The 12,569-nt window shown below is 42.2% G+C and carries 15 protein-coding genes; 1 reads left to right on the forward strand and 14 read right to left on the reverse strand.

Annotation, left to right across the window (positions count from 1 at the left end; translation table 11 throughout):
• Positions 1-4 precede the first annotated feature (4 nt).
• From pcaF to EKQ44_RS05125, 14 genes are all read right to left on the reverse strand, one after another.
• A complete protein-coding gene (pcaF, locus tag EKQ44_RS05060; RefSeq protein ID WP_237662452.1) occupies positions 5-1,216 on the reverse strand; it encodes a 3-oxoadipyl-CoA thiolase in 1,212 nt (403 codons plus the stop codon).
• 21 nt (positions 1,217-1,237) lie between these two features.
• Positions 1,238-2,083, reverse strand: coding sequence for a 3-hydroxyacyl-CoA dehydrogenase (locus tag EKQ44_RS05065; RefSeq protein WP_414491243.1), 846 nt, complete (start codon positions 2,081-2,083; stop codon positions 1,238-1,240).
• A gap of 82 nt (positions 2,084-2,165) precedes the next feature.
• Complete coding sequence (locus tag EKQ44_RS05070) at positions 2,166-3,683, reverse strand: aldehyde dehydrogenase family protein (RefSeq protein WP_237662454.1); 1,518 nt, start codon at positions 3,681-3,683, stop codon at positions 2,166-2,168.
• A gap of 24 nt (positions 3,684-3,707) precedes the next feature.
• On the reverse strand, positions 3,708-4,481 hold the full coding sequence (locus EKQ44_RS05075) for an enoyl-CoA hydratase-related protein (RefSeq protein ID WP_237662455.1): 774 nt from the start codon (positions 4,479-4,481) through the stop codon (positions 3,708-3,710).
• An 11-nt stretch (positions 4,482-4,492) separates the two neighbouring features.
• Positions 4,493-5,272 (reverse strand): enoyl-CoA hydratase/isomerase family protein, encoded by a 780-nt coding sequence (locus EKQ44_RS05080; RefSeq protein ID WP_237662456.1) that lies wholly within the window; start codon positions 5,270-5,272, stop codon positions 4,493-4,495.
• Positions 5,265-5,573 (reverse strand): EthD family reductase, encoded by a 309-nt coding sequence (locus EKQ44_RS05085; protein WP_010193977.1) that lies wholly within the window; start codon positions 5,571-5,573, stop codon positions 5,265-5,267. Before EKQ44_RS05085 ends, EKQ44_RS05080 begins: the two co-directional genes overlap by 8 nt.
• Positions 5,574-5,760: 187 nt before the next feature.
• A complete protein-coding gene (paaD, locus tag EKQ44_RS05090) occupies positions 5,761-6,252 on the reverse strand; it encodes a 1,2-phenylacetyl-CoA epoxidase subunit PaaD (RefSeq protein WP_237662457.1) in 492 nt (163 codons plus the stop codon).
• Between the two features lie 41 nt (positions 6,253-6,293).
• Positions 6,294-7,115: a 1,2-phenylacetyl-CoA epoxidase subunit PaaC gene (gene paaC / locus EKQ44_RS05095; RefSeq protein ID WP_237662458.1), complete on the reverse strand. Its 822-nt coding sequence runs from the start codon at positions 7,113-7,115 to the stop codon at positions 6,294-6,296.
• On the reverse strand, positions 7,112-7,459 hold the full coding sequence (paaB, locus tag EKQ44_RS05100) for a 1,2-phenylacetyl-CoA epoxidase subunit PaaB (RefSeq protein WP_237662459.1): 348 nt from the start codon (positions 7,457-7,459) through the stop codon (positions 7,112-7,114). Before paaB ends, paaC begins: the two co-directional genes overlap by 4 nt.
• Positions 7,460-7,476: 17 nt before the next feature.
• A complete protein-coding gene (gene paaA, locus EKQ44_RS05105; protein ID WP_237662460.1) occupies positions 7,477-8,445 on the reverse strand; it encodes a 1,2-phenylacetyl-CoA epoxidase subunit PaaA in 969 nt (322 codons plus the stop codon).
• Between the two features lie 87 nt (positions 8,446-8,532).
• Positions 8,533-9,930, reverse strand: coding sequence for a phenylacetate--CoA ligase family protein (locus EKQ44_RS05110; protein WP_237662461.1), 1,398 nt, complete (start codon positions 9,928-9,930; stop codon positions 8,533-8,535).
• 190 nt (positions 9,931-10,120) lie between these two features.
• A complete protein-coding gene (gene bshB2, locus EKQ44_RS05115) occupies positions 10,121-10,801 on the reverse strand; it encodes a bacillithiol biosynthesis deacetylase BshB2 (RefSeq protein WP_237662570.1) in 681 nt (226 codons plus the stop codon).
• A gap of 3 nt (positions 10,802-10,804) precedes the next feature.
• On the reverse strand, positions 10,805-11,146 hold the full coding sequence (locus tag EKQ44_RS05120; RefSeq protein WP_237662462.1) for a YojF family protein: 342 nt from the start codon (positions 11,144-11,146) through the stop codon (positions 10,805-10,807).
• A gap of 123 nt (positions 11,147-11,269) precedes the next feature.
• A complete protein-coding gene (locus tag EKQ44_RS05125) occupies positions 11,270-11,863 on the reverse strand; it encodes an alpha/beta hydrolase (protein ID WP_237662463.1) in 594 nt (197 codons plus the stop codon).
• Positions 11,864-12,005: 142 nt separating this feature from the next.
• Here EKQ44_RS05125 and EKQ44_RS05130 point away from each other — a divergent pair, with 142 nt between their 5' ends.
• Positions 12,006-12,509, forward strand: coding sequence for an Hsp20/alpha crystallin family protein (locus EKQ44_RS05130; protein WP_237662464.1), 504 nt, complete (start codon positions 12,006-12,008; stop codon positions 12,507-12,509).
• Positions 12,510-12,569 lie beyond the last annotated feature (60 nt).

Genomic DNA, 12,569 nt, shown 5'->3' on the forward strand with positions numbered 1-12,569 from the left:
TGCTCTATGATTCTTGTATTCTCTCTACTATTGTCGCAATTCCCTGTCCAACCCCTACACACATTGTCGCAAGGCCGTATCGTGCGTCCCGCTTATTCATTTCATGCACAAGCGTAGTTAAGATTCTTGCCCCGCTGGCACCAAGCGGGTGTCCGAACGCAATTGCTCCCCCGTTTACATTCACTCTGCTTGGATCTAATTCCAGTTGACGAATACATTCAAGCGATTGGGATGCAAATGCTTCATTTAACTCAATGAGGTCTAGATTTCCAACAGACAACCCAGCACGCCCGAGTGCCTTCCTAGTGGCATAGATAGGCCCTATTCCCATAATGGAAGGAGTAAGCCCTGCAGCGGCAGACGTGACATACCTCGCTAATGGCTTTAAGCCAAGCTCTTTCGCTTTTTCTGCACTCATCAAAAGCAGTGCCGATGCGCCGTCATTCACACCGGACGCGTTGCCTGCAGTAATTGTCGTACCTTCGCCAAAAATAGGCTTCAAGTTATTCAGTTTTTCCAATGTTGTATCAGGTCGAGGGTGTTCGTCGCAGTCAACAATTGTTTCCTTACCTTTTCTATCCACAATTGTGACTGGTACCATCTCTTCTTTAAAGCGGCCGGACTCCATTGCCATTTTAGCTTTTTGCTGACTTTCATAGGCAAATACATCTTGATCTTGACGGGAAACGGAGAACTCTTTAGCAACGTTTTCTGCCGTTTGCGGCATCGTGTCCACTCCGTACATTTTTTCAAGTTTTTTGTTGGTGAATCTCCAGCCAATGGTCGTATCCATCAATTCCATATTGCCGCGGGGATAGTCCATTTCTGGCTTTGCCATGACAAATGGAGCCCTTGTCATGCTCTCCGTCCCGCCGGCTATGAAAATGTCGCCTTCTCCTACCATAATGGCTCGTGCCGCATAATTTACCGCATCAAGACCGGAGCCGCATAAACGGTTGATCGTGGTACCTGCCACTTCTACCGGAAGACCGGCCAATAGAGCACTCATCCTTGCAACATTGCGGTTATCTTCCCCCGCTTGATTTGCATTTCCGAACACGACTTCTTCTATTTCGTTTACTGGCACATTCGGGTTTCTTTCTACCAAAGCCTTAATTACAATCGCCCCGAGGTCATCAGGTCGGACCGCCTTTAACGCACCTTTATACCTTCCAATCGGTGTACGGCAAGCATCTACAATTACAACTTCCTTCATAATCGACACCTCTCTCGTTGTTTATTGGTATTCATAAACTCCTTTTCCACTTTTCCTGCCCAATCTTCCGGCTTTCACATACTTTTCGAGCAGAGGTGCCGGGCGATACTTTTCCCCTAATTTTTCATGAAGGTATTTCAGGTTATTAAGGCGTGTATCCAATCCCACCAGGTCTCCAAGTTCGAATGGTCCCATCGGATAATTGAGCCCAAGCTTGATTGCTTTGTCGATTTCTTCAGGGGTACCTACCCCTTCTTGCAACATGTAAAAGGCTTCATTCCCTACAAGGGCACTGATTCTGCTTGTCACAAAGCCAGGAAATTCATTTACTACAACTGTTTCTTTCCCCATTTTTTCTGCTGCAGCTCGGATAAACTCTGCCGTTTCATCGCTTGTTTCCAAACCGCGGACAATTTCTACAAGTTTCATTTTATGTACAGGGTTGAAAAAGTGCATCGCGATCACTTTTTCCGGTCTTGAAGTGAAGCTACCAATTTCAGTTGGACTCATCGTAGAGGTATTGGAAGCGAAATAACAATCTGAAGGTGCAATTTTGTCTAATTTTTCGTAGACAGATTTCTTGATTTCCATGTTTTCAGGTACCGCTTCTATTATAAGATTTGCTTCCTTCACGGCTTCCTCAAGTTCTGTAGAATAAAAAAGGCTATCCCTTAATTCCCCTGCTTCTTGTTCTGTTAATTTCCCTTTTTCTAACCCTTTGGAGATGATGACTTCTATTTCTTTTCTAGCTCCTGCAAGCTGTTCTTCTTTTACGTCGATTAGCGTTGTATGGTACCCGCCTAGGGCACTTACATATGCGATGCCGCGTCCCATGACACCTGAACCGATGACCACTACTTTTTCCATCAAAACTCTCCTCCTTCATCATGCTGTAAAAAAAGCAAAGAGGACCATGCCCCTTTGCTCCAAAGATTAAGATTTATTCTTTTTATACACCAAACGGATTGAGCGGACGGTTTCCAAAATAGGAAATGATGCTCTTCGTTTCTGTGTAAAGATCAAGCGTTTCAATGCATAGCTCACGTCCGAAGCCGGATTGCTTGTATCCTCCAAACGGCGTCCCAGGGAATGCGGAGAATGGGCAGTTTACCATCACGATTCCAGCTTGAATCTGTTTAGCGACACGGGTTGCGCGGCCATGGTCCTTTGTCCAGATAGCGGAACCAAGTCCATATTCGCTGTCATTCGCAAGCTTAACTGCCTCTTTCTCATCGCTAAATGGCATAACAACCACTACTGGTCCGAAAATTTCTTCTTTTACCACTTTCATTTCGTGCGTAACACCTGTGATGATGGTTGGCTCATACCAGAAACCATTTTCATAGCCTTCCACTTTCGCCACTTTTCCACCTAAAACGATGTTGGCTCCTTCTTCTTTTGCAGATTGAACATACCCGTCAATGACATCTAATTGACCTTGGTTGATAATGGCACCAATATGGGTTTCTTTTGCAAAAGGATTACCAAGAGAAAGCTTTTTCGCTTTTTCTACAAACTTCTCCATAAATGCGTCATAAATATTTTCGTGGACATACAGACGGGAACGCGCTTCACAAGATTGACCTGTGTTATAGAAAATCCCAAATAAAGACCCGTCTACAGCAGCATCAATGTCTGCATCTTCAAATACTAGATTAGGAGACTTTCCGCCCAGCTCCAATGTTACTCGTTTAAGTGTTTGGGAAGCTTTCTCCATGATATCTTTTCCGATTGGAGTTGAGCCTGTGAATGCTACTTTGTCTACTTGAGGATGTTCAACCAAGTAGTTTCCAACGTCAGACCCGGCACCTGGGATGATGTTAACAACTCCCTCAGGTACTCCTGCTTCTACGCAAATTTCACCTAAGACAATGGCAGTCAACGGAGTTAGGGTAGCTGGTTTTACGACAACGGAGCAGCCTACTGCTATTGCCGGGGCAATCTTCCATGCTGCCATCATTAATGGATAGTTCCATGGAATGATTTGTGCACAAACACCTACTGGTTCTTTTTCTGTGAAGTTGTGGAATTGACCAGGTACGTTATTTACAGATCCACGGTGTCCAACGATTGCACCTGCATAGAATTCAAAGTCTTCGATTGCTTGCATGACTTGCCCTTGTGCAGCTGCAAGGGATTTACCAGTATCTAAAATCTCTAACTCTACCAGCTCATTGAAACGGGAGCGCATGATAGAGGCAATTTTATTTAATGTTCTTGCACGCTTGTTTAAAGGGAAGAGTTTCCACTTTCCTTTATCGAATGCTTGACGCGCTGCTTGGACTGCTTTTTCTGCATCCTCTTTAGAAGCTTTCGCGATCGTTGCAACCGCTTCTCCTGTTGCAGGATTGTATGAGGTAAACGTTTCTCCTGTGGAACTGTCCATGCGTTGACCTGCGATAATAAGTTGATAAGTGTCTCGTTTCATATCAAGTTGTTCCATTTTTTGCTCTTTAACTGTAGACATACTCTCATCTCCTTTAAGTTTTTATTATCTTCCTTTAAATGCCGGTTTTCTTTTTTCTATAAAAGAAGTTACCCCTTCTTTGTGGTCTTCTGATAGACCGGCAATTCTCTGACCATGCGCTTCATGCTCCAAATACTCCTCATACGTAACGTTCCAACTAGCTTGTATGGATCGTTTGATGAGTCCAATCGCTTGTGTAGGCATGTTAGCAAGTTGGTTTGCAAAAGCTTCCACTTCTTCGTTCCAACTATCTACAGAAACTAATTTCGTAACAAGTCCAAGGTCTTTTGCTTGTTCTGCTTTTATCTTCTCCCCTAATATAGCTAACTCCAATGCTTTGGCAGTTCCCACTAACTTAGGGAGAAAATACAGATTACCCGAGTCAGGAATTAACCCCACATGTATAAATGCTTGAACAAAGCTTGCTTTTTCAGAAGCAATACGGAAATCACATGCTAAGGCGAGGCTGAATCCTGCGCCGGCTGCAACTCCATTTATCGCTGCGATGACAGGCTTTTCACAACGGGCCAACTGCTTCATCATCGGGCCGTACCTAGTACGCAAGACATGCCCATGGTCCATATTTTCATCCACTTCTGCAAGGTCCTGGCCAGAAGAGAACGCCCTGCCTTCACCTGTAATGACAATGGCCCGAACACCCTCATCTGCACTTGCCTGCTTTAATGCTTTTGTAATTTCTTTGTTCATCTGCTCTGTAAACGCATTCAATTTATCCGGTCGGTTCATGATGACCCAGGCAACTTGGTTCAATACTTCATATTTAATCGTTTCAAACATGGTATTCCCCCCTATTCCCCTTCAAATTTAGGCTTGCGCTTTTCCTTAAATGCACGCATGCCTTCTTTTTGATCGTTGGATGCAAACAAAAGATAAAAATTCTTTCGCTCGTATTGCATTCCTTCATACACGGAATAGTCCACTGCCTTATGGACAGATTCTTTGATCAAACGAAGGGAAAGAGGTGGTTGTTTGGCTATTTTTTGTGCAAAAGTCATCGTTTCTTCCATTAATAGTTCTTTCGGAATAACACGGTTGATTACTCCATAGTGCAATGCTTCTTTTGCACTCATTCTGTCACCAGTGAGCAGCCACTCCATTGCTTTGGATTTGCCCATTAGCTTCGTCAATCTTTGGGTTCCCCCGGCCCCAGGCATGACACCGAGGCTAATTTCAGGAAAGCCGAATTCAGCATCATGTGCTGCAAATAAGATATCACAACACAATGCGAGCTCAAATCCCCCTCCAAGAGCAAACCCTTGAACTGCGCCAATAATTGGTTTCTTTACCCAAGCAAGTCGATCCCATTCAGTAAATTGATTTAACAGTTCAAGCTCGATCGCTGTTGCTTCTGCCATTTCCTCGATATCTGCTCCTGCGGCAAACGCACGGCCGTTTCCAGCCAGTATCATAGCTTTGACTTCATCGCTTCGATCAAACTCTTCCAATACTGTCACAATTTCAGTGACCATCGGCCTGTTAATTGCGTTCAGCACTTTTGGTCTATTGAGTTTAATGATACCTATCGAGCTTTCAATGGAAACTTCGATATATTCGTACGTTTTACTCATTCACTTCTTCACCAATCATCAAAGTGACAAGATTACCGGCAAAGCTCATTAGATCCTTTCCAGATGCTTTCGCTTCATCCGTTCTCATCGCTTGCTTTAAAGCGTCATGACTATCGTAGTACATTTCACACATTAAATAGTACTTGCCTTCTCCACCCATTGGACTTCCTACTACTTTTGTGACTTCCATTTTGCGTAGTCCAGGGATCTTAGCAGTGATAGGTGCATGCGTGTCAAAGTAGTGCTGATCGAAAGCTTCCTTGTTTTCCGGGTGTTTATAGAGCGCGATTAATTTTACCATTCTAAATCTCTCCTTTTTATGGGCCTCTCATTTAACCTCTGTTGATTTCCGTACATGACTACGCTTTTTCAGAAGGCGACCTTGAGCCTCCTCAGGCTGCGCCCTGTACTCCATCAACAGCTAGGATTTTAACAGGCCGGTTATTTATGTAATTGCCCAACAGAATTGTTCTGTAAGGCAGTGAAACTTACATCATGGTGGATACGGGTTTCATTGCTTCGAAAGGATTTTTGCATCCTTTGCAGTAGAGAATGCTTCTACAGGCAGTCGGGCCAAAGATGTTATCTAATGTAGTATAGGTCGATCCGCAATAAGGGCAATCCACATGCCATTCACCGGAGTCATCCAGTGTGGGTGGTGGAGCAATGCCGAATTCCTTCAAATGGATTCTGCCTTGAGCTGTAATGCGGTCAGAAGTCCATGGTGGCTGGTAGATGAATTGAACATTCACCTTTTTGAATAATCCTAAGCTAGTAATCTCGTTTTCTACATTCTTTTTGATAATCTCAAGGGCCGGACACCCCATGAAAGTGGGCAGCATCTGAATAGTTACTTCTTGATTTTTCAAATCGACTGCTTCCACCATTCCGAGATCCACCACACTAACAGAGTCTATCTCAGGATCTTTTACATGCTGCAGGGCATCCCAAACCTTCATGATATTTACTTCTTCCTGCATGATGTCATCATTCCTTTTTGTTGGGCTAAAAGGTGTATAGATTACCACACTGCTGCTGGATTGCTATTATAGACTTCGCTCAACGTTAAGAGGGCATCATCCAAATCCTTTGTATGTTCACCTTGTCTGCCGTTCCCACTTTTCATTCCCATATTACTAGGAAAAGTCATTCCCACTTTTTCAAACATATTCGTCATCTCTTCTTTAAAGCGATGTCGAATATTTTCTTCTGAATCTATTAGTTGGTGCTGTGTAATTTGAACTCTACTCGGCCCCAATGACAGTACACCATCAAATTCTTCTACAACTCTATTAATGGCTGCTTTCATCCTGGTCTTAGCTTCACCATTAGCTGTGCACAACTGTCTGAACCAAGTTCTCCAGTGTAACAAGTGATAATAAAGTTCCATATTCACTTTTACTGCCACATGTTTCAGAGGTTCATAGGAGGAGTTTTTCAATGCCTCTACTTTTATTTTCTTAGCCTGTGTGTAAAAATAATGCCTTACGACTGTATATGCCCAGTCATATTTTGGTTCGGTGAGATAGGTTCCAGATCCGTTCACTTTTTCTAAAAGAACCGCGTTCACTCTATCTGCTGCTTTTCTTCCATGGGCAAGTGCATCCATATCCCCTTCGCCTAAATCCTCAAGCAATTGGTAGTACATGGCAGCATGCCCCATCGTATCTTGGTTTATGGAGGAAAAAGCAACATCCTCTTCAATATGCGGTGCAAGGCCCAGCCATTCCGATCCTCTGTAGGCAATAATGAAATCATCGTCGGCCAGTTGATATAATAGCGCTGTAAGGGCCTTATAATAGGATGCATCCCTTTTGGCTTCTTCTATCGTTGCGATATTCATCCTTTTTTCTTCCCTCCCCAAGACATGATTTCCTGCTCATCAAGCATCCCCTGTTCATAGTGGCGCCATTTTTTCTTCAAATATCCATAGCCTTTCGTGTTTCGGTAGTCCTTGTTGTCAATTCTCTGCAAAGATTGACGCTCTTCTTGAGACATTTTCCGAATATCTCTGCGTTGTACCACCCATATATCCACCGCAGGTTCCCGCCTCATAAAGTTTTCTTGTGCCATGACAAGCGCAATCTCTTCGTTGGGAGCAAGTAGACTGAACTGATATTGCATCGGAGCTGTATGGGTCCTTTTACTAAATACTTCAAATTCTTTATAAAAGCCTTTTGTACTCAATTCTTTAGCTCCTCCCCTCACCCTGCTGATGTTTCGGAGCTTAACGCTTCACGAACCCATGCATTATTTTCATGTGCTATTATTCTTAATCTCAAGCGATCCTGTGATTTAGGACCTTTGTTTTTGATAATATCTTTAAAGTTGTTCCAATTGGGTTGTTTGTAAATCCATTTTTCTTCTTTTTCATCATAATGCATCGTTTCATCCGGCAAAGTTAAGCCAAGCGATAACACCCTTGGGATGTATTTCGTAAAAAAGTCCTGGCGAAGTTCTTCATTGCTCTTGGTGCGGATATTATATTTCATGGTGATATCTTGCTTTGATGTACCAGTGGTGGAGGCATCTGCCGGTCCAAAGAACATTAACAAAGCTTCCCACCAGCGATTGATGGAGTCTTGTATCATATTTCTTTGCTCTTCTGTTCCTTCCGCAAGCGCCATAATAATAGCCTCGCCATGTTGAGCATGAAAAACTTCTTCTGCACATATCCTCTTAAGTGCTCTCGCATAAGGTCCATATGATGCATCAAGCATATTTGTCTGGGATATGATGGCCGCCCCGTCAACAAGCCAACCGATCAGGCCAGCATCGCCCCATGTTGGAGCTTCCATATGAAACACATTATGAAACTTTAAATCTCCTGAAAATAAATCTTGCATGATTTCTTCCCGGGACTTCCCGTAAGGTTCCATTAAATCTTCCGCAACGCGCAACAACAGTTGTCCATGGCCCATTTCATCCTGAACTTTCGCCATGATCCCAAGCTTTCTTTTTAAAGTGGGAGCTTTTGGTACCCACTCCTTTTCTGGAAGCGCTCCCATTATTTCGCTGATTGCATGCATGGAGATCAGTTTAATTAATGTTTTACGATATTCTTCCGGCATCCAGTCATCTGCTTCAATCTTTTCCCCAGCCTTAATACGCTGCATAAAATGCTCATGTTTCTCTTCTTCCGTCAAGCGGTCAAACGATAATGAGTTGGTCATTTTCGCCGCCTCCTATTTCTATAACGTTTATTTAACGTCATTATAATATAATGTTATACGTTTTTCAACTCTGAAAGTTCTGAATTATCATGAGTGAGCCATTCTTTTATCAATAATGCGGATGGCTTTCCCTTCTGAGCGTGGGATAGTCTTTGGTTCCACTATGTTTGCTTTGACACTGATATAGCACTTTGATTTCAATACATGTTCTACTTCACGGGCGAGGGATTTCATTCTATTAATTCTTTGGTTACTATGTGTTTGTAGAAATGTTTGCTCATGTATTTCAACCTCCACTTCCACCATGTCCAAGCTTTTATCACGGGAAACGAAGATCTGATAATGAGGTGCTATATCTTTGATTTGCAACAATGTATGCTCGATTTCTGATGGAAAGATATTAACTCCCCTAATAATCAACATGTCATCAACCCGCCCCTTTACCCGGGACATTTTTGTTGTTGTCCTGCCACAAACACATTTCTCCCTTTTGATGGAGGCAACATCGCCAGTCCTATAACGGATTATGGGCATAGCTTCTTTCGTTAAGCTTGTGAACACAAGTTCTCCCACTTCTCCCTCTGACAGGACTTCCATAGTATCCGGATCAATGACTTCCACATAAAAATGGTCTTCCGCTATATGAAGGCCATCCTGCGCCTCATGGCATTCCATCGCTACACCAGGCCCAATCACTTCACTTAATCCATAGATATCGCAAGCCTTTATCCCCAGCTTTTCTTCTAATGTACTCCTCATTTCCTCTGACCACGGTTCTGCACCAAAAATGCCATATTGTAAGGAGGTCGTTTTGGGGTCAAAGCCAAGATCAATCATTTTCTCCGCGATATTAAGGACATAAGATGGTGTTCCACAAATCACGGAAGGTTGAAAATCTTGAATAAGTTGAATTTGCCTTTCTGTGTTACCTCCAGAAACAGGGACTGTCATCATCCCAAGTCTTTCACTTCCATAATGCAACCCGAGCCCTCCTGTAAAAAGTCCGTATCCATATGCATTATGAAGGATGTCTCCTATTTTTCCACCTGCCATTGAGATTGCACGTGCTGCTATATCACTCCACATTTCAATATCCCGTTTAGAATAAGCTACCACTGTAGGCTTCCCACTTGTTCCTGAAGAAGCGTGAAGTCTTGTTATTTGGTTTCTAGGTATGGAAAAAAGCCCGAATGGATAGTTCTCGCGCAAATCATTTTTAGTGGTGAAGGGAAGTTTTACTATATCTTGAATCGTTTTTATATCAGAAGGAATGACATTGTTATTGGTGAATGTTTGTTTATAAAAAGGAACATTATCGAAAACTTGATGGATTGTATTTTTCAACCTAGTAGATTGCAGACTTCGCATATCTGTCAAAGACAATGTCTCTGTATCATGAAGAATCATGGCCATCGCACCTTTCACTTTTTTAATATAACGTATTTTTTTCGACCTATAACAATATGTAATATTACTCAACACCATAAAAATAACCTCGGAGAATGGAAATGTCAACAAATAATTCTGAATATTCATTTATATAGGCAGTTTAGGATATCGCTTATGAGGACCTTTTTCTTATTCTCAGGCCACTAACGACTCCTCTAAAGTTTATAATTCAAAGAAAAACACAAAAAAAACCGGCAGACATTGTCTTCCGGTTCCCTTGTAAAAATTAAACTTTATATGTCCAAAACGTTTCCCTATATAACCAATCCTCAATCTCAGGGGCGTTTTCCTTCAATTGCTTCTCCATCAACTCCACCCAGCCACTTGTTTGTGACTTGTGTGCCTTGATAGCTTTTAGTTTTTCTTCTGCGACAGAACGAATATCGATAGTGACATCCGGCTCCCCAATCAACTCTACACTATTCTTCAAGATTGCCTTGCCATAAACAGTTGGCCTTTCCTGTTCAGGAAGTCGAGCGACAGCGATTGCCACTGCATTACTCATGGCATCATGATCGGGATGAACCCCATGGCCAGGATAAAAAGTAAGAACCAAGCTAGGCTTTAACTCCAACAATGCTTCCTCTACAATATCAGCAAGATACTCTTCATTTTCGAATTCAAGTGTTTTGTCATGCAGACCAAGCATCCTTAAGTCCTCGATTCCCATCACTTCGCATGCATCCACTAATTCTTTTTTGCGGACTTCTGGCAAGGTTTCCCGGTTAGCAAAAAGCGGATTGCCCAGGTTTCTTCCCATCTGTCCGAGGGTGCCACACAAGTAAGTAACGGGAACACCGCTCTGGGTAAAGAGCTTGATGGTTCCTGATGAACTGAATGCTTCATCATCCGGATGAGGAAATACAACCAATACGTGTTTTTCTGCTTCCAAAGTCATCTCTCCCATCACTTAAAAAGGCTCCTTGCTAAGTTGTAAAGCTACGGCCAGCTTTCCTTCAGGATTCAGACCGGCAAGCAAAAGACGTTCTTTTTCGTCCACTTCATAGTGTGTGACACCTTCCGCATATACCCATCCGTGTTCAAGCTTCAGTCCCACTCGATAAGGGCCCTTACCCACTATTTTTGCGCGTTCGTATTTTAATGGAACATTGCGGATGAACGCTCCCACCGCAAGACCTGTATTATGGTGCCCAGCATATGCACCGTTTGTTGTTTCCAAGTGTAAGAACACCGTCATATCGATGAGCTTATTTAATTCAGCTTGCACATGTTTTTGGTCAATAAGCTTCATTTTATTCCTCCAGAGGTTATGTACAAATTTTATTTCTTCCTTCATTTTAATATATGTACGCTTTGAAACAAAATGGTTTGCTCAATGAAAGGGAGCGAAAAAAGATTCGCCCCCCAAATTCCATCATATTAAGTCGTACCACTTTTTCGAAGCTTGAACCTCTGTATGTGTTAATTGATGGCCTTGATACTCCCAGTGTATTTCTACTTTTGATCCTGCTGCTTCCAAAAGGTTGCTAAGCTCTTCCGTTTCTGATGCAGGGCAGATTGGATCGTTTTTACCTGCACCGATAAACACCGGTGTCGTGCTTAAATCAGGAAGCTCCATTCCTCTTCTTGGCACCATAGGATGATATAAAATGGCAGCTTTTAATGCTTTTTCATAATGAAATAGAAGGCTCCCGGCAATATTTGCCCCATTCGAATAACCTACCGCTATTACATTTTCGCGATTAAATTGATATTTTTCAGCTGCTTCAGCAAGGAAATCATGTAGTTCTTTTGTGCGGAAAATCAAATCTTCTTCATCAAATACACCTTCCGATAGACGCCTGAAAAAACGTGGCATACCGTTTTCTGTGACATTTCCTCTCACACTGAGTACAGAAGCATCCGGATCAAGCATTTCCGCTAGTGGAAGCAAATCCTGTTCCGTCCCCCCTGTGCCATGTAAAAGTAGTAATACTCGTTCAGAGCCTTTATTGAAAATATGCTTCATAAAACATTCCCTCCTAGAATAATATCTTGAATTCGAGATTATTTTAGTATAGTGCAAAAATACCTGACCGTCAAACAAAGAACCTTAACATTTGCGAATGAAAAGAATATCCTAAAGTAGATAATTGTAGGAGGCGTATAGCATGTTACCATGGAACAAAATGTTTCCGTTCCCAAAAGATTATATGAAAAAGGATATCTTCAAACAAACAGACATTGAAAACTGGATGTCAAAAGCCATGCAAGGGAAACTTCCTCCCAATCCCCAAATGCTGGGAACCACTGATTTTTTTGCTCAATCTTTAGAACTAATGAAAACAGCTCAAACAAAAAAAAAGAAGAAAAATAAAAATCCTTTCGAAGCTAATGTTTTTGAAACACATGATGAAGTGTTCATCCGTTTTCCAATTCCATCTGAAGATCAGCTGCATCAATTAAAAACTTCTTATAACACTACCTCTTTATTCATTGAAAATTTACCTACTTCAGGAAACAAACAGACCATCAAACTTCCCTGTCTCGTTAAAAAAAATAGCTCGAAGGCTAAGTATCAGGACGGAATTTTGGAAATACGTATTTCGAAAGAAACTGAACAGCCTGTCACAAAGATTCCTATTGAAATCATAAAAAACAAACCGAAAAAGTAGAGGGGGCCATCCTCTACTTTTTAAAATATATTTCTGTAAACTTTTTATAAATTCGTACAT

This window comes from Sutcliffiella horikoshii (genome assembly GCF_021991925.1).
Taxonomy (GTDB): domain Bacteria; phylum Bacillota; class Bacilli; order Bacillales; family Bacillaceae_I; genus Sutcliffiella_A; species Sutcliffiella_A horikoshii_F.

Bases quoted from the DNA above. Each gene is read 5' to 3' on its own strand.
- pcaF (WP_237662452.1), bottom strand. From the start codon at position 1,216: ATGAAGGAAGTTGTAATTGTAGATGCTTGCCGTACACCGATTGGAAGG.
- EKQ44_RS05065 (WP_414491243.1), bottom strand. From the start codon at position 2,083: ATGGAAAAAGTAGTGGTCATCGGTTCAGGTGTCATGGGACGCGGCATC.
- EKQ44_RS05070 (WP_237662454.1), bottom strand. From the start codon at position 3,683: ATGTCTACAGTTAAAGAGCAAAAAATGGAACAACTTGATATGAAACGA.
- EKQ44_RS05075 (WP_237662455.1), bottom strand. From the start codon at position 4,481: ATGTTTGAAACGATTAAATATGAAGTATTGAACCAAGTTGCCTGGGTC.
- EKQ44_RS05080 (WP_237662456.1), bottom strand. From the start codon at position 5,272: ATGAGTAAAACGTACGAATATATCGAAGTTTCCATTGAAAGCTCGATA.
- EKQ44_RS05085 (WP_010193977.1), bottom strand. From the start codon at position 5,573: ATGGTAAAATTAATCGCGCTCTATAAACACCCGGAAAACAAGGAAGCT.
- paaD (WP_237662457.1), bottom strand. From the start codon at position 6,252: ATGCAGGAAGAAGTAAATATCATGAAGGTTTGGGATGCCCTGCAGCAT.
- paaC (WP_237662458.1), bottom strand. From the start codon at position 7,115: ATGAATATCGCAACGATAGAAGAAGCCAAAAGGGATGCATCCTATTAT.
- paaA (WP_237662460.1), bottom strand. From the start codon at position 8,445: ATGACCAACTCATTATCGTTTGACCGCTTGACGGAAGAAGAGAAACAT.
- EKQ44_RS05110 (WP_237662461.1), bottom strand. From the start codon at position 9,930: ATGGTGTTGAGTAATATTACATATTGTTATAGGTCGAAAAAAATACGT.
- bshB2 (WP_237662570.1), bottom strand. From the start codon at position 10,801: ATGGGAGAGATGACTTTGGAAGCAGAAAAACACGTATTGGTTGTATTT.
- EKQ44_RS05120 (WP_237662462.1), bottom strand. From the start codon at position 11,146: ATGAAGCTTATTGACCAAAAACATGTGCAAGCTGAATTAAATAAGCTC.
- EKQ44_RS05125 (WP_237662463.1), bottom strand. From the start codon at position 11,863: ATGAAGCATATTTTCAATAAAGGCTCTGAACGAGTATTACTACTTTTA.
- EKQ44_RS05130 (WP_237662464.1), top strand. From the start codon at position 12,006: ATGTTACCATGGAACAAAATGTTTCCGTTCCCAAAAGATTATATGAAA.